This window comes from Thermostichus sp. MS-CIW-30 (assembly GCF_054058015.1).
The window spans coordinates 1-16,512 of record NZ_JBSRZW010000015.1 but is presented as its reverse complement, the minus strand read 5'-3'; the positions used below and the strand labels follow the sequence as shown (position 1 = coordinate 16,512).

The window sequence follows — 16,512 nt, the reverse complement described above, 5'->3', positions numbered from 1 at the left end:
TGTCGAAGCAGGTTCCGATGTCTCAGCCAGCCGAATCACCTCAGAAGGCCAACAGCACCCTCAAACTGCTGCGCACTCACGAGTCTCCCAAACTGGAGCGCATCCGCCACACCACTTCCCATGTCCTGGCTATGGCGGTGCAAAAGCTGTTTCCCAAGGCCCAGGTGACCATCGGCCCCACAACCGACTACGGCTTCTACTACGATTTTGACCATCCCGAGCCCTTCACGCCGGAAGATCTGGATCGCATCAAAAAAGAGATGCAGGCAATCATCAAAAAGGGCCTGCCGGTGATCCGCGAGGAGGTGAGCCGTGAAGAGGCCAGGCGCCGCATCGAAGCCCTCGGAGAACCCTACAAGCTGGAGATCTTAGACAGCATTCCCGAAGGGGAGGTCATCAGCATTTACCACTTGGGGAATGAATGGTGGGATCTCTGTGCCGGTCCCCACGTGGAAAACACCCAAGAGCTCAACCCCAAAGCTTTCGATCTGCTCAGCGTGGCCGGCGCTTATTGGCGGGGGGATGAAACCAAGCCGCAGCTCCAACGCATCTACGGCACCGCCTGGGAAACTCCAGAGGAGCTGAAGGAATACAAGCGGCGGCTGGAGGAGGCCAAACGGCGGGATCACCGCAAGCTGGGCAAAGAACTGGGTCTCTTCCTGTTTTCCGATGAAGTGGGTCCGGGCTTGCCCCTTTGGACTCCGAAAGGAACTACCCTACGCTGGGTGCTGGAGGATTTTCTCAAGCAGGAGCAGCTCAAGCGGGGCTACCTGCCGGTGGTTACCCCTCATATTGCCCGTGTGGACTTGTTCAAGATCTCCGGCCACTGGCAAAAGTATCGGGAAGATATGTTTCCCATGATGTCAGAGAATGAGCAGGCGCGTGCGGCTGAACAGGGCTTTGTCATGAAGCCGATGAATTGTCCTTTTCACATCCAAATCTACAAATCCGAGCTGAGATCCTACCGCGATTTGCCCCTACGATATGCCGAGTTCGGCACCGTTTATCGCTACGAGCAATCGGGGGAATTGGGAGGTCTGACGCGAGTGCGTGGCTTCACGGTGGACGATGCCCATTTGTTTGTTCGCCCCGATCAATTGGAGGAGGAGTTTCTCAAGGTTGTCGATCTCATTTTGGTGGTTTTCGATAAGCTCAAGCTCAAGGATTTTCGCGCCCGCCTCAGCTTCCGGGATCCCAAGTCGGACAAATATCTGGGATCCCCCGAAGATTGGGACAAAGCCGAAAATGCCATCCGTCGCGCTGTGGAGAAGTTGTCGATGCCCCACTTTGAAGGGATCGGAGAGGCAGCCTTCTATGGGCCGAAGCTGGATTTTATTTTCCGCGACGCGCTGGATCGGGAGTGGCAACTGGGCACGGTGCAGGTGGATTACCAAAACCCACAGCGCTTTGATCTGCAATACGTAGCTGAGGACGGATCCCGGCAGCGTCCGGTGATGATTCACCGTGCTCCCTTTGGCTCGCTGGAGCGGCTGATTGGGATCCTCATCGAAGAATACGCTGGGGATTTTCCCTTCTGGCTGGCCCCGGAACAGGTGCGCATTTTGCCCGTTTCCGACCAATACCTGGGCTACGCCCTCCAGGTGCGGGATCAGCTGCGGGAGCACGGGATCCGCGTCCACATCGATGCCGACAGCGATCGTTTGCCCAAAAAAATCCGCAATGCCGAGAAGGCCCGGATCCCTTTTATGTTGATCGTGGGAGAACAGGAACAAACGGCAGGAACGGTGAGCGTACGCCAGCGTCATGGGCAAGAGCTGGGATCCCTGACGGTGGCAGATTTCCTAGCCCAGCTACAGGCACTTGACTAGCTTGGGCATTCGGGATCCCTGGCTTGCGGCAACTGGGTTTTCAGAACTTGAGGATCCCAGGTTCTGAGGATCTCAAGAAAGAGCTTGAGTTTCCCTTTCTCAAGGGAAGCCAAGGGGGCTAATTGAAAAATCAGGATTTGGCCGACAACCCACCATGTTCTCTAGGGATTTTCTGGAGAGGATCCTGCAACGCTTTAGGAGCTGACGGCTAAATCGATCTGTCGCCGAATGGATTGGCCGTTACTTTGGTGAATTGATTGATAGTTACTTTGAATTGCAGTGAAATAGCCTGTCGATCTAAGCTCCTCATCTCCCGCTCTGCGATTGTAGATAACAGCACTATGAATTGTAGCTTTTACTACAGTATTAGCTTCTCTATTGGAGATAGGCTTTTGTGCATTCAAAGTCTGACCGCAGAGTGATGACTCAAGGATAGGATCCCATGCCCAAAACGCTGTTTAAAGTTGACCTGACTAAGCCAATGGATCAACAGGATCTACCGGGTCACAACCGCTGGCATCCTGATATTCCCGCTGTGGTTTCTGTAAACCCTGGCGAGGTATTCCGAATTGAGTGTAAAGACTGGACGGATGGGCAAATCAAAAACAACGATGATCCTTCCGACATTGAGCAGGTTGACCTAAGCGTTGTCCATGTTTTGAGTGGGCCTATTTGGGTTAACGGCGCCCAGCCTGGAGATATCCTGGTTGTCGATCTGTTAGACATTGGGCCACTGCCGGGAGACGAGTGGGGGTTTACAGGTATTTTTGCCAAAGAAAATGGAGGGGGATTCCTCACCGATCATTTTCCCAACGCGGCCAAAGCCATCTGGGATTTTCAAGGCATTTACACCACTTCCAGACACATTCCCCATGTGCGCTTTGCCGGCATCATTCACCCCGGCCTCATTGGCTGTGCCCCATCTCACGAGTTGCTGGCGGCTTGGAATAAGCGGGAAGCTGAGCTGGTCGCTTCGGCTCCCGATTTGCGCACTTACGGCGCGGGGCTATCCGGCAATCAGCCTGTGCTGGCCGCCTTGCCCAATCCCAAGAACGCAATTTTGGGAACTTTGCCCAAGTCAGAGTATGAGCGGGTTGCTGCTGAAGCGGCTCGGACGGTGCCCCCGCGAGAGCACGGCGGTAATTGCGATATTAAAAACCTGTCTAAAGGAACACGGATCTACTTCCCGGTTTACGTGGAGGGTGCCAAGCTGTCGATGGGAGATATTCACTTCTCGCAAGGGGATGGGGAGATCTCTTTTTGTGGCGCTATTGAGATGTCGGGCTACATCGATCTCCACGTCGATCTAATCAAGGGTGGTGTTGAGAAGTACGGATTGGTTAACCCCATTTTTAAGCCCGGCCCTGTTGAGCCACGTTACTCGGAATACCTTGTGTTTGAGGGCATTTCTGTGGACGAGCTTACAGGTAAGCAGCATTATATGGATGTTCACATTGCCTATCGACGCGCCTGCTTAAATGCCATCGAATATCTGAAAAAATTCGGCTTTACGGGAGAACAAGCTTATCTGCTGCTCAGTTCTGCACCGGTGGAGGGCAGAGTGAGTGGGATCGTCGATATTCCCAATGCTTGCTGTACGGTGGCTGTTCCTACGCAAATCTTCGACATAGATATTCTCCCTAGGTGAATGTTATCCGATGCCTCGTTCAAGGGGGTGGAATAGGAAGATGCCGCTGTATGAGTTTAAGTGTCAAACCTGTGGGGAGTTTGAGGTATGGCGGCCCTTATCTCAATATCGAGATCCGGCCTATTGTCCTTCTTGCAATCAGGAAGGGAAACGTCTCATTTCAGTTCCCATGGTTCAGCTTTCCAGCTCTTTGCCTATTTCAAAGGGGGGAAGAGAACCCAAACTGATCAAGCGTGAACAGCACTCAAATTCTGATCCAAACTCGCCAAAATATCGCTCCCAATCCTGTGGGCGACCTTGGATGTTGCACCATTAGTTATTAGACATAGTTGTTTCAGGCTAGGGTAAGACGCCTGGGCTATTGAAAAAAGCCTTCTGGCCCCGTGCATTATTGCTCCGCAGCGCTATTGCTATGCCTACGGCACCCTGACGGGAACCGCAACGCTGACGCGACGATGCGACGACGTAACGACGTGACCAACGTTTTAGGTGTGGGTGCAGTGTCCCAGTTTGAATCGAAATGACCATAGTGCTTAGAAAAAGAGAGACTCTCACAATACCCCCAGAAATGCTTTCCTCTGGCATGGCAGTTCACAACCTATGCTGGAAAAGGCGTTCAAGAAGCACCTCATGAGTGGGCCTGATCCTTCCTTGGCAGAGGGATCCCATCGCAGCGATATCGCCCTTCGTTTACAGGGGATCACCAAGCGTTATCCTCTGGTGTTGGCCAACGACCACATCGATCTGGAGGTGCGTTGGGGAGAGATTCTGGCGCTGATGGGGGAGAACGGGGCGGGCAAGTCTACCCTGATGAAGATCGTCTATGGGTTGGTCAGCCCGGACGAGGGATCCATTCAAGTGGATGGGCAACTGGCCAAAATTCACAGTCCCGCCGATGCCATTCGGTTGGGAATTGGGATGGTGCATCAACACTTTATGTTGGTGGATCCCTTGACGGTTACGGAAAACGTGGTTCTTGGGGCCGAACCCGGCCATCTTTTTCAGGTCGATTTCCGTCGGGCCAGGGCTGAGGTGGCTCAGTTGATTGCCGAGATGGGCTTCCATCTGGATCCCGACGCCAGAGTGGAGGATCTGCCGGTAGGCCTACAGCAGCGGGTGGAGATCTTGAAAATGCTCTACCGCAAGGCCCGCATCTTGATTTTGGATGAGCCGACGGCAGTGTTGACTCCGCAGGAGGCAGGCGAGCTGTTTGCGTTTTTGCGCCGCTTTGCCCGGCGGGGGGGAGCTGTCATTTTCATCAGCCACAAGCTGAAGGAGGTAATGCAACTGGCCGACCGCGTCACCGTCATTCGGGATGGCAAGGTGGTGGCGACGTTGCCCACTGCCCAAACCGATGCCCAGGAACTGGCGCGGCTGATGGTGGGGCGGGAAGTCAGTCTGACCGTTGAAAAAAAGGCCGCTACCCCTGGGGAGGTGTTGCTGGATGTGCGAGATCTGTGGGTGGATATACCGGGGCGGAAGCCGGCGGTGGCGGGGGCGAGCTTCCAGGTACCTGCCGGCGAGATTGTGGGCCTTGCCGGTGTGGAGGGAAACGGCCAAACGGAATTGGTGGAGGCGATCACCGGCTTGAGAAGCTACCGCGGCCAAATTCGCTATGGAGCCGGATCCCTGTCTGCTTCGGCCCGACAGGTGCGTTGCTGGGGTCTGAGTCATATCCCCGAAGATCGCAATGTGAGAGGTTTGGTGCTGGATTTCCCCACCCGCGACAACCTGATCCTGGGGGATCACCATCAAAAGCCGTATACCGGCTGGTTGGGATTTTTTCGGGAAGAGGCCATTGACCAACATGCCCGCCAGGTGGTGGAGAGCTTCGACGTTCGCCCCCGCAGCATTTCCCTGACGGCCCGCCGCTATTCTGGCGGCAATGCCCAGAAGATCGTTGTGGGGCGGGAGCTTTCCTGTGGATCCAAGGTGCTGGTGGCTGCCCAACCGACGCAGGGGGTGGATGTGGGGGCCATCGAGGCCATTCATCGGCGCATCCTGCAGGCGCGGGATCAGGGCATGGGGGTGCTGCTGGTGTCGGCGGATTTGAATGAGGTGATCAGCTTGTCGGATCGCATTTTGGTGATCCATGAGGGCCACCTGGTGGGAGAACTCACGCCTGAAGAGGCCACCGAAGAGCAGCTAGGGCTGCTGATGGGCGGGATCCAGCATTAGACGAGGCCGGGGGCAGCTTGAGAAGATCCTGCCGCCCGTTCTTGGGCTAGGGCTGCTCGCCGTTGTTCCAACTCTTGAGGAGAGATGCGCCCGTAGGTGACGCTCATCTCGGCCAGGCGCTGGATCATGTTCTGCCGCAGCATCTCTTCGCGGTAGCGCCAGGCCCAGTTGTTCTCGGTGGTGCCGGGGAAGTTCATGCGCGCCTCTGCCCCCAGCCCCATCACATCCTGCAGGGGAATGATGGCCAGGTCGGCTACGGAAGAAAGGGCCAAGCGGATCAGATCCCAATGGATGCCCCCGGATCCCTGGCAGCCCAAATAGCGCAGCAGGTTTTGTTTTTCCCACTCCGAGCGATCCGGGTCATTAAACCAACCCACCACCGTGTTGTTGTCGTGGGTGCCGGTGTAAACGACAAAGTTGCGCTCATAGGCATGGGGCAAATAGGGGTTATCGGGCCCAGAGCCGAAGGCAAAGAGCAACACCTTCATGCCGGGCAAGCCAAATTGATCCCGCAGTTGCAACACCTCCGGCGTAATGTCTCCCAGATCTTCGGCAATCACCGGGATTTCCCCCAACTTGTCGGCCAGGGTCTGAAAGAAATCTGCCCCCGGCCCTTTTTGCCACTCCCCTTCCACAGCCGTTTCTGCATCGCCTGGAATGGCCCAGTAGCTCTCGAAGCCGCGAAAGTGGTCGATGCGCACACAGTCCACCTGCTTGAGGATGGCCTGGATGCGCCGGATCCACCAGTCGTAGCCGCGAGCCTTGAGCACCTCCCAGTTGTAGAGGGGGTTGCCCCAGCGCTGCCCGGTGGGGCTGAAATAGTCGGGCGGCACACCGGCTACTTGTAAAGGCCGTCCCTGTTCATCCAGGTGAAACAGCTCCCGGTTGGCCCACACGTCGGCACTGTTGGGGGCAACATAGATGGGCACATCCCCAATGAGCCGCACTTGATGCCGATGAGCATACTCCCTTAGGGATCCCCACTGCTGGGCAAACAGATACTGCCAAAACATCTGCTCGGTAATGGCATCGGCATAGCGATCGCGAGCCTCTTGCAAAGCCGGCGGATCCCGTCGCACCAAGGCCGGATCCCATTGGTTCCACTCTTGCTCGCCGTACACATCCTTGAGGGCCATGAACAGGGCATAGTCCGGCAGCCAGTCGGCCTCGGCAGCGCAATAGGCTTGGAAAGCTTCCCAATCGGGGCCGGAAGCTTTTTCTTTGAAGGTAGCCCAGGCGCGGTGCAACAGGCCCAGCTTGAAGGGGATCACGGTTTCGTAGTCCACCCGCTCGGCGGATCCGGCTTGGATCGTTGGCCATTGGGGCAGGTCCTGCCAACTGTCGGGCTCTAGCCAGCCGGCTTTTACCAACAGCTCCGGGCTGATGAGCAGCGGGTTGCCGGCTATGGAGGAAAAGCTCATGTAGGGGGAGTTGCCCCAGCCGGTAGGTCCCAGAGGCAGCACCTGCCAGAGGCGCTGGCCGCTCTCCACCAGAAAATCCACAAACCGGTAAGCAGCCGGCCCCAGGTCGCCGATGCCAAATGGCCCCGGTAGCGAGGTGGGGTGCAAGAGGATCCCGCTGAGTCTGCCCATGCGCATGGCCAAGCCCTTTTGCTGAAGGTGGCTTCACCGCCTATGCTGTCACTTCCAGAGCCACGGTGGACAGCTCCAGACAAGACAAAATTAGAACAAAGTTAAAAAATGAGCAGGATCCAAGGCCAAGACGCGCTTTTCCCTCTGGCCAGGGGATCCCGTCAGGCCACCTCGGGGGCAGGGCAGGCTTGGGCATACCAGTCATAGAGGCCATCACCGGTGGTGAGCCAAGTCTGAGGGCGAGATTGGATGTGCTGCAAGGCTTTTTTCAGGGATCCCATCCGCAGAGGCTGCCCGACAATAAAGGGGTGCAGGCCGATGGCCATGATGCGAGGGGAGCGCTCCCCATCCTGCCAGAGTTGATCAAACTGGTCGATGAGGGCCTGGGCAAAGGCTTCTGCCGACAGGCGGGCGCTGAGACAGAGGCTGATGTCGTTGGCCTCCAGGGTGTAGGGGATCCCCAAGAGGGGGCCGGCGGCAGTTGGGAACCAGTAGGGTTGGTCGTCGTTTACCCAGTCGGTGGTGTAGCGGATCCCGGCAGCCTTGAGCAGGTCAAAGGTGTTCTCGCTAACGGAAAACCCCGGCGTCAGCCAGCCCCAAGGGCGGGATCCGGAAACCTTCTCCAAAAGGGACAAGCTGCGCTCGATGAGCTCTTGTTCGGCTTCGCGGGCCAGGCCGCTGTGGCCGGTGGAGTTGTTCCAGCCGTGGGCCAGCACCGACCAGCCGTATTGGCGGATCCCTTCGATGATGGGGGGGTAAAGATCCACCATTTCCGCATTCAAGGCCGCCGTCACCGGGATCCCCAGCTCGGCAAACAGCTCAAACAAGCGCCAAATGCCCACCCGATTGCCGTAGTCCCGCCAGCCATAGTTGGCGATCTCAGGGGAGCTGGTGAGATGGGGTTGAATGGCCGTGCCCAGCTTGCCAAAGGTGAAGTGCTCGATGTTCATCACCACGTACACAGCCACCCGCGCCCGATGCGGTAGGCTCGGCAGATTTCGGCTGGGCAGAGCTGAGTAGGCAGGGGGCAGCATGTCCGCTCTCCAAAGCTTTGATGCTCACCAAGGGGGCAGGCTAGTCCTTTGATTTTCCTGAGGTCAAGGCCCGATGGCAAGCCTGCACTTCTGGAAGGGTGAATAGGCGACGAAAGGCGATCCCTGCTTCTCGGCAGCGATCTTCTGCCCCTTCCAGCCGATCCACCAAAGCGAGGATCCCTTCCGCCCGGTAGCCGGCTGCCCGCACCCGTTCGACAGCCTTCAAAGCAGAACTGCCGGTGGTCACCACATCTTCCAGGATCCACACCCGACTGCCTGCCGGCAACTCCGGCCCCTCGATCCAGGCTTGCGTACCGTGCCCCTTGGGCTCTTTGCGCACGATTAGGGCGGCTAGGTTGGCAGGCTCAGCCCTCAGGGAGGCCAAACTCACCGCCGTCACCAAGGGATCTGCCCCCAGCGTCATTCCGGCCACTGCCTCGGTTTCGGGCGGCAACAGTCGGTGCAGCAGGGATCCCACCCAATAAGCTCCTTGGGGGTGAAGGGTAACCGGTTTGCAGTTGATGTAGTAGGGGCTCTTCTGTCCAGAAGTGAGGGTAAAGGAGCCTTCTCGATAGGCCAGTTGGGCGAGGAGATACAACAGTTTCTCCCGCGCTTCCTCTGGGGAAAGGGTCAGGGGAGAGCAATCGAGAAGCAACACAGCAGGGATCCCCTTGGTTCAATGGCTGGCCAGAAAGAGCACTCAGGACATTTCATTATGCGGCAAATCTCCACCGAATCCAATCTCCCGTTTTTCGGCTTCACGGGAGGGATCCCTGTCACGCAAAAGATACGCCTGTGTTGGCTGGGGTCGATGTTGCTGAAGTTCTAGACCGGCGGATACCTGAAAATCTGTTCAAACAACCACCTGGGGCATCATTTGCTCAACCAACAGAAGCAACGTGTTGGCAACAGAAGATGGCTCCTGGGCATTCAAAGTGGTGTGCGGAACTGAACCGTCCTGATTCCCCAAAATTAACAAAATGTCTTCTGGATCCCAGGCATTGGGTTGATCGACGTGGGTGATCCCAATCACGCAGGGGGCACTTGTCCTGGCTTTCATAAAAGATTGAATGGCTTGGGCGTTGCGAAATTGGCCCGGCAAGTGCGCAGGCACCAGAAGAACATAGCCGTGGGCGCGCTTAATTAAAATATCCCACATAAAGTTAAAGCGAGACTGGCCGGGAGTGCCGTAGAGATGCAGCCACATCTCTTCTTCATCTTCTCCAATCCTCAAGCGGCCAAAATCCATGCTGACCGTTGTGGTTTTCTTCAGCTCTGCCACCTCGTCGGTTGCTTTGCAATCGGTGTCTACTACCTCAATCTCGCTAATCGTGCGAATAAAGGTAGACTTTCCAGCTCCCACCGGCCCTGTTACAACAATGCGGAGAATATTGCTCATGGTTAGCCTCAGCCGTAAACCCCCAGCGCAGACGGGCCTACTCAACCCTGATCAAGCGCTTAAACAAGGCCTCGCTCATGCCTGTTTCCTGTTGCACAGCATTATAGGCCACCTCAAGATAGGCCTGCTCAATAAAGGAGAGATCGATCATGCAAACTTTGCTTAGGCTCATGCGCAGTTGCTCGGGCTTGCCTTCTTTGACCAGCCGCCGACTCACCTCCTGCACAACTGTGGCCATAGCAGGTACAACATGTTGGGGGCCGATGCCAACGCGCACATGAACTATGCCGATTTTCCAGCGGCGATCCGCATACTGGGGGCCCCAATTGTCCATGCCCGTGAACATTTCCTTGAACCATTCGGCAAAGGTTTGACCCAGCCGCTGCCGGTTATGCTTGGCAATGACAGCTGCCATCTCAGCATCGCGATCGAGGTAGTTGTAAAACGTATCCGACATTTCTGCAGCAATGCTGCTGCCCCAGTCGGCGCTTTGCTGCAAAATTTTCTTGTCATCATCTGTGAATTGCGTGCGCGAGATCAGGACTTGGAGCAGCTCAGAAGGTTTAATGGCCATACTTCCCTCAACGTCAGGACAGAATCAAAAACTTAGCCTCCACATTTGATTTTCTTACTTCATTGCCTCTGCAATGCTTGCCGCGACTCGCTTAATTTCCAAAAAAAGCAAGCCCTGCTTGACTTCATGACTGGCAATTGTCAGCAAGACGGCATCGGGGCCACAACTGGTTAAAACCCCGTATCCTTTTTCCCCCTGTACAAAAACTCTCTCTATGGCTCCGCGCCCTAGCTCTCTCCCAATCCGTTCGCCCAAAGAAAGCATGGCAGCCGACATAGCAGAGGTTCTCTCTTCATCCATACCCACAGGCAATGTGGAAGCCAAAGGTAACCCGTCAGGGGTGACCACTGCTGCTCCCTGGACTTCTGGCGTATTGGCAACATAGCTCTGGAGGATCGCCTGCAAAGAGGACAGATTAGCCATCCTATATCTCCCTGCTGATTCCCTATTTCTAATGTTTCTACCCGAAAACCGAAAACATGACCGCAAATGTCCTTATGCTTTTACTTTTCGCGCATGCCCTTGAGGAGGGTGGCTAATCGACTGACCAGAGAAGGCTTGACCGGGCCGCCCTCATCCTGGAGACCAGGCACCCTTGCCCCCAGCCTCTCCCTCACCGGCTCGGGATTCACCTCCTCAGCAATCGACTTGGACAGCTCCAAGTGACCAGACCGAGCCAGAACCGTTGGCCCCTCACAAGGGCTGATCAACCCCAGCTTCGCCAGACGGGCGCAGGCATAGCGCACCTCCAGCAGGTCGGACCCCAGGGCTTGAGCCAAAGCCGTCAGCTTGCGAGAAGGCGACACCTGCTCCAGGATCCCCCATTCCAGGGCAGAAAGCTTGAACAGAGGCAGTTCGGTGCTGGTACGCCAAAAGCAGCTATCGGGCTCTGGCAGGTCTTTTTCGGGCTGCTGCTCTAGCTTGAGCTGCTGCAGGGCTTCCAAGACAGCAGCGGTGGCGCCCTTGCTCAGGCCGGTCATTTCTCGATAGGGCATGGGCACATTGGGCAGGAAGCTGAACTGGCCGGATTCGAGGGCAAAGAGGCTGTAGAGTCCCACCTGCAGTTGATGGCGAAAGAGCTTGGCCAAATCTACGGGCGAGATCAACCCTTGCCGCTGCAGGCAACGCCCCAGAGGCTCCTCCAAGCCCCTAGCGACCAACTGGCTGACCACCTGCTCGTCCACCAAGCCAAAGCGCGTCAGCAGGCTTTCCAAACGATGCTTTTCTTCAGGGGTGAGGGCGGCGACCACCCGACCTTGGTAAAACCAAATCCGCTGAATGCCATTGGGTGCCCAGATGGATAATTGCCCTGCTTTCTTACCCTTTTCCATTAAATGCAACAGGTCGCATAAGGAAAATTCCTGAAGATCTCCAAGCATCGCCATACTTTTGCTCCCTTCACCGCTGCAAGATGCGCTTTCCCAGTATTTTCACGGTTTTTGCTTTGCTAAGCAAGAAACCAGAAGATGCGCTTACAGCTTGGTTTCGGCCTAGTCTTACAACCAAATCCTCAAAAGTTAAAGCGGATTAATCTTTTTAATCAAATGTATAATCAAATGTACGAAGTTGCCGAATTTTTGGCTTGGACGCAGCGGAAATTGTGTCAGAAGCTCGGTAAAACCTCGGAAGACTTAACGATCGATACTTAGTCATTCGTAATTTTTAACACTTTTTTAGCTGCGGCTACTCGAAGATCTACGGGGTACAAAAGTTCGCCTCAAGAGGAGTGAATTGAGGATTACACTGAGGGAACTCAAGACCATGAGACCCCCAGCGATTGCCGGGCTAAGCCCAATGCCAAAGGGGGGTAGGAGCACGCCTGCTGCCACTGGGATCCCCACCAGGTTGTAGCCAAAGGCCCAGAGGAGGTTCTGCTGGATCTTGCGGAAGGTGGCGCGGCTGAGGCGGATGGCTTGCACCACATCCCAGAGGTGGTTGCGCATCAGAATGATATCGGCGGTCTCAAGGGCGGCATCGGTAGCGGAATGCAGGGCAATGCCCACATCGGCTTGGGCCAAAGCCGGAGCGTCGTTAATGCCATCTCCCACCATGGCAACTCTCTGGCCTTGGGTCTGCAGGTCGCGGATGACTTGAGCTTTGTCTGCCGGGTGAACCTGGGCAATAACGCGGAGACCTGGCACTTGCAGAGCCTCAGCCACCTGGTGGGCCACCTCCGCCCGATCGCCGGTTAGCAAAACCACCTGCAGGCCCATTTTCCGGAGCTGTTGCAGCGTTGCCTGCGCATCGGGCCGCAAGGGATCCTGGGCTGCCAGCAGCCCCACCAGGGATCCCTCTACAGCCACGCCCACCACCGTTTTGCCGGCTGCCAGTAGCGCCTCGGCCTGGGCCTGGGTCTCCTGGGACAGCGGGATCCCCAAAGCAGCCAGCCCATCCAGGGATCCCAACACCACTTCCTGCCCTTCCACTTGGGCGGCGACTCCTATCCCCGGTTGGGTTTGAAACTCGCCGGCGGAGAGCAACGGCAAACCCTGGGTGCGGGCGGCTTGCAAAATGGCTTGCGCCAGAGGGTGGCGAGTGCCGCTTTCCACTGTGGCCGCCAGTTGGAGTAGGCGATTGGGATCCAGGGAGGGGTCAAGGCTGAGACAGTCCGTCAGGTGGGGATCCCCTTGGGTGAGGGTGCCGGTTTTGTCGAAGACCACCGTTTGCAAGCGATGGGCTTTCTCCAGAACATCTCCCCCTCGGATGAGCAAACCCCGCTCGGCTCCCAAGCCAGTACCCACCAGGATGGCCATCGGCGTAGCCAACCCCAAAGCACAGGGGCAGGCCACCACCAAAACGGCAATGGCCATCTTGAGGCTGCTGAGCAGGGGTGTGGGGTGAGGGGGATGGTCGCTCAGATGCAGATGGGAGTGCAGGCTGAACCCCTCCAGGACAAAGTGCTCCGCACCGTCGCTCCCCCAAAGCGGGATCCCAATCCAGTACCAGAACCCAAAGGTGAGAATGGCCAGCGTCACCACCCCATAGGTAAAGTAGCCCGCCACCTGGTCGGCTATCCCTTGGATGGGGGCCTTGCGAGCTTGGGCCTCTTCCACCAGGCGGATGATCTGGGCCAAGGTGGTGTCTTTCCCGGTGCGCGTCGCCCGGCACAGCAGCAACCCCGATTGGTTCAGCGTCCCCGCCACCACGGGATCCCCCGCTTGTTTCAGCACCGGCAAGGGTTCCCCTGTCAACATCCCCTCGTTGACCGTGGCCTGGCCGGCAATGACCTCTCCATCCACCGGGATCTGTTCGCCGGCTCGCACCTGGAGCCAATCCCCCACTCGCACCTGTTCGACAGGGCACCATTCTCCGGTTTGGGATCCCAGATCCAGGTTCCCCTCTGGGCTGGAAGCCAGAGATCCCGCCTTCTCTGCAGGCTGAACCCGCCGAGCCAAACTGGGACACAAGCTCACCAGCGATTGCAGGCTGCTGGCCGCCCGCAGGCGGCTGTGCTGTTCCAAGGCCCGTCCCAACAGGATGAAGCTGAGCATCATGACGGGCTCGTCGAAAAAGCACTCCCAGCCCACCTGAGGGGCCAGCAACCCCACCAGACTGGCTAGGTAAGCGGATCCGGATCCCAAGGTAACCAAGGTGTTCATGTTGGGGGCCAGCCGCCGTGCCCCTCTCCAACCATCCAGGACAATGCCGCGAGCTGGGCCGACAAAAGTCAAGGTCGCCAAGCCCCAGTGCAGCCAGACATCATTAAGGAGGGGCAAGCCCAGACGGGCGAAGAGATCCAAGTGTCCGGCGGCAGAAATCAGCAGCAAAAAAGCGGCGGTGAGCGCTTGGCGAATGTGGTGTCGGGTCTGCTGTCGCTGCCGAGAGAGGGGATCCGCAGGCACATCCAAGGCTTCTTCCCACCCACCGGGAGGGGAAGAGGGATCTTGAGAGTGCTCCGCACCGCTGACGCGAACGGAACTCCCGCCGGAGAGGGCCTCACCCTCTGAACTGTAGCGGCTGGGAAACCCTGCCTCTGTCAAAATCTGGGCCAGGTGCTGCGGGTCGGGCCGGATCCCAGGGGCAAACTCCACAAGGGCCGACTCGGTAACCAGGTTAACGCTGGCCTTGACCACCCCCGGCTGTCTCAGCAGGGCCTGCTCAACGGTGCGAACGCAGCCGGCACAACTCATGCCCCCCACCTGGAGAATCAGGGATCCCTCCTGAGAAGGCGCTGTGGGCCCATTCTGGTCAGCCGGATCCCTTGGCCTGTCTGCTTTGTGGGTCAAAGTGCTCCGCACTGCTGACGCGAATGCATCTGGGATGGCCATCTTTGTTCTCCCGTGGTTAACAGCCCCCTCGCCCTACTGGCCAGTTATGTAGCGGTAGGACAGGGCTCTACATCCCATTTTTTGCCAAACTCAATCGTAGGACTGGGATCCCGGCGACAAAGTGCTCCCCACCGCTAACGCAAACGGCAAGGGAACAGAAAGCAACAACTAGGCAGCGCGGGCAGGCGGGGACATAAAGCTGGGGGGAATGGACTCGGGAACATACCTTTGCAAAATATCCTCGATGGTCTGCATCGCTTCCGCATCCAACGACCAGCCCCAAAGGCCGGATATTGCCTCCAGATGATAGGGCTTGCGTGCCCCCCACAGTGCCACACTCACCCCTGGTTGATCCAGCAGCCAGCGCACCGCCAACTGAGCCAAGGTCTTGCCATAGCGATCCTGAGCAAACCGGCTCAATGCCTCTGCCGCCTTTAGGTACTGGGAGTAGCGCGGTTCAACAAACTTGGGATCGATCCCGGCGCGCATGTCCCCTGGGGGGAAGGTGGTTTGCGGCGTCATCCGTCCGCTCAGCAGACCTCGGCAGAGGGGGCTGTACACCAAGGTGTGAATGCCGTGCTGATACATTTACGCTGAACACTGCTGAACATCACTGTTCAACTATGCAGCGATAGCATTCTGTTTGTTTCCAACCAGAATGGCGGTATCCCGCAAAGCTTTGAGTAGAATACCCAAAGCGCAGTTTCCGTGTCGTCTTACTACCAATTTTCTGCTTTGCTTTGGCTACCATGTTGGCAGACTCGAAAGTAAACAGAAAGATCAACTGGTAGTAATCCGTACTGAACATATTATACATTATTTTCAGTATAGTTGAGCTTATTATTGACTAGAGTCATGCTCTCGACAGTAGGGCAAGACCTCTGCTTCAATCTGCCGCTCGAACAGGTTGTAGGGGGGCTGGGCGGTGTGCAGAGGAGCCACCTGGCGAAACCGATCCATCTGTTCTGGGGAAAAGTTGCTGACCCCAATGGCGCGGATCTTGCCTTCCTGCAGCAGGCGCTGGAAAAAGGCGGCTGTTTCCTCCAGGGGCTCTAGGGGATCTGGCCAGTGTACCTGGTAGATGTCAATGACCTCCGTCTGCAGGCGGCGGAGGGAGTTTTCCAAATCCTGAGCTAGCCAACTGAGGCTGCAGTTGCGCACCACCTTGCCGTTGACCCACTGCAGGCCGGCCTTGGTGGCAATGACTAGGCGATCCCGGCAGCCGGCATCCCGGATGGCCCGTCCCAAAAGCACTTCCGAAAGGCCGCGGCCGTAGGCCGGAGCGGTGTCAAAGAGGGTGATGCCTAGGTCAATGGCCTTGCGGAGAGTGGCGTAGGCCTCCTCAGGATCTGCTGGCCCCCACCAATCCCCCGTCATGCTCCAGGTGCCCAGCCCCACGCGGCTTAGTTTTAGCCCCGTCTCGGCAAGATCGATGAACTCCATGGCAACTTCTGCGAGGCGGTCTCCTCCCGCATGCTAGCAACCGTCAGCAGGTGGGCAGTCCCCCTTGCGCCAACGACCTCCCTCTTTTAGCTGCCTTGGGAAACAGCAACCAGGCTTTTTCCTCTGCTTGTTGGGGAGAGAGGCTCAGTAGAGTAGTGATTCCAGCTAGATCACTCACTGGTAGAGCATGACTCTAGTCAATGATACGCTGGACTATACTGAAAATAATGTACAGTATGTTCAGTATGGCTGCTTGGTATGGCTAGGTATGTAAAACCGAGAGAAGCGGCAGATTATTTTGGGGTGTGTCTCCACACTTTGAGGCGATGGGAACAGAAGGGCTGGATCCATGCAGTACGTACACCATCTGGTAGGGCGAGAAGGTATGACCTCGACAGCTACATCAGAGCGCCCAAAAAGGACAAACGAGTCGTCTTGTACGCCCGAGTCAACAGTCGAGGGCAGAAACCAGACTTGGAGAGACAGATTGCAAGACTGGTTAACCTCTATCCTGGAGCCGAAGTGGTCGGAGAGATTGGCGGCGGTC

The 16,512-nt window shown here is 57.0% G+C and carries 15 protein-coding genes and 1 pseudogene; 5 read left to right on the top strand and 11 right to left on the bottom strand.

All coding sequences use genetic code 11. From position 1 onward, the window contains the following. Window positions 1-17: 17 nt before the first annotated feature. The 4 genes from thrS to ACVWXW_RS08085 all read left to right on the top strand — a co-directional run bounded on the left by thrS (window position 18) and on the right by ACVWXW_RS08085 (window position 5,655). Window positions 18-1,829, top strand: a complete 1,812-nt coding sequence (gene thrS / locus ACVWXW_RS08100) for a threonine--tRNA ligase (RefSeq protein ID WP_457403471.1) — start codon at window positions 18-20, stop codon at window positions 1,827-1,829. Between the two features lie 442 nt (window positions 1,830-2,271). Next, on the top strand, window positions 2,272-3,477 hold the full coding sequence (gene fmdA, locus ACVWXW_RS08095) for a formamidase (protein ID WP_414341590.1): 1,206 nt from the start codon (window positions 2,272-2,274) through the stop codon (window positions 3,475-3,477). A gap of 10 nt (window positions 3,478-3,487) precedes the next feature. Next, a complete protein-coding gene (locus ACVWXW_RS08090) occupies window positions 3,488-3,793 on the top strand; it encodes an FmdB family zinc ribbon protein (RefSeq protein ID WP_414341588.1) in 306 nt (101 codons plus the stop codon). A gap of 314 nt (window positions 3,794-4,107) precedes the next feature. Next, window positions 4,108-5,655: an ABC transporter ATP-binding protein gene (locus ACVWXW_RS08085; protein ID WP_457403470.1), complete on the top strand. Its 1,548-nt coding sequence runs from the start codon at window positions 4,108-4,110 to the stop codon at window positions 5,653-5,655. Here ACVWXW_RS08085 and malQ read toward each other — a convergent pair. The 11 genes and pseudogenes from malQ to ACVWXW_RS08030 all read right to left on the bottom strand — a co-directional run bounded on the left by malQ (window position 5,652) and on the right by ACVWXW_RS08030 (window position 15,965). After that, a complete protein-coding gene (malQ, locus tag ACVWXW_RS08080) occupies window positions 5,652-7,253 on the bottom strand; it encodes a 4-alpha-glucanotransferase (protein ID WP_414341584.1) in 1,602 nt (533 codons plus the stop codon). The two genes, ACVWXW_RS08085 and malQ, sit on opposite strands and share 4 nt — an antisense overlap. Window positions 7,254-7,408: 155 nt before the next feature. Further along, on the bottom strand, window positions 7,409-8,281 hold the full coding sequence (locus ACVWXW_RS08075; protein ID WP_457403469.1) for a polysaccharide deacetylase family protein: 873 nt from the start codon (window positions 8,279-8,281) through the stop codon (window positions 7,409-7,411). A gap of 40 nt (window positions 8,282-8,321) precedes the next feature. Next, window positions 8,322-8,939, bottom strand: a complete 618-nt coding sequence (gene pyrE / locus ACVWXW_RS08070; RefSeq protein WP_414408097.1) for an orotate phosphoribosyltransferase — start codon at window positions 8,937-8,939, stop codon at window positions 8,322-8,324. A gap of 195 nt (window positions 8,940-9,134) precedes the next feature. Further along, on the bottom strand, window positions 9,135-9,680 hold the full coding sequence (locus tag ACVWXW_RS08065; RefSeq protein WP_457403467.1) for a GTP-binding protein: 546 nt from the start codon (window positions 9,678-9,680) through the stop codon (window positions 9,135-9,137). A gap of 37 nt (window positions 9,681-9,717) precedes the next feature. Then, the gene (locus ACVWXW_RS08060; protein ID WP_457403466.1) at window positions 9,718-10,254 is read right to left on the bottom strand and encodes a protoglobin domain-containing protein; all 537 of its coding nucleotides are present in this window, start codon (window positions 10,252-10,254) and stop codon (window positions 9,718-9,720) included. A gap of 54 nt (window positions 10,255-10,308) precedes the next feature. Further along, window positions 10,309-10,677 carry a roadblock/LC7 domain-containing protein gene (locus ACVWXW_RS08055; protein ID WP_011433098.1) on the bottom strand — a complete coding sequence of 123 codons (369 nt, stop codon included), beginning with the start codon at window positions 10,675-10,677 and terminating at the stop codon, window positions 10,309-10,311. Window positions 10,678-10,757: 80 nt separating this feature from the next. After that, entirely contained in the window at window positions 10,758-11,639 is an 882-nt protein-coding gene (locus ACVWXW_RS08050; RefSeq protein WP_457403464.1) for a DUF4388 domain-containing protein, read from the bottom strand. Window positions 11,640-11,927: 288 nt separating this feature from the next. Next, a complete protein-coding gene (locus tag ACVWXW_RS08045; RefSeq protein ID WP_457403463.1) occupies window positions 11,928-14,522 on the bottom strand; it encodes a heavy metal translocating P-type ATPase in 2,595 nt (864 codons plus the stop codon). A 168-nt stretch (window positions 14,523-14,690) separates the two neighbouring features. Beyond that, window positions 14,691-15,110, bottom strand: a complete 420-nt coding sequence (locus tag ACVWXW_RS08040) for an aldo/keto reductase (protein WP_414331959.1) — start codon at window positions 15,108-15,110, stop codon at window positions 14,691-14,693. A gap of 33 nt (window positions 15,111-15,143) precedes the next feature. Further along, a pseudogene (locus tag ACVWXW_RS08035) lies at window positions 15,144-15,327 on the bottom strand (hypothetical protein); the annotation flags it as partial. A gap of 35 nt (window positions 15,328-15,362) precedes the next feature. Further along, the gene (locus tag ACVWXW_RS08030) at window positions 15,363-15,965 is read right to left on the bottom strand and encodes an aldo/keto reductase (protein WP_457403462.1); all 603 of its coding nucleotides are present in this window, start codon (window positions 15,963-15,965) and stop codon (window positions 15,363-15,365) included. Between the two features lie 258 nt (window positions 15,966-16,223). Between ACVWXW_RS08030 and ACVWXW_RS08025 the strand changes: the two genes are divergently transcribed. Beyond that, window positions 16,224-16,512: IS607 family transposase (locus tag ACVWXW_RS08025; RefSeq protein WP_457403461.1), on the top strand; the 289-nt coding region annotated here is incomplete at its 3' end.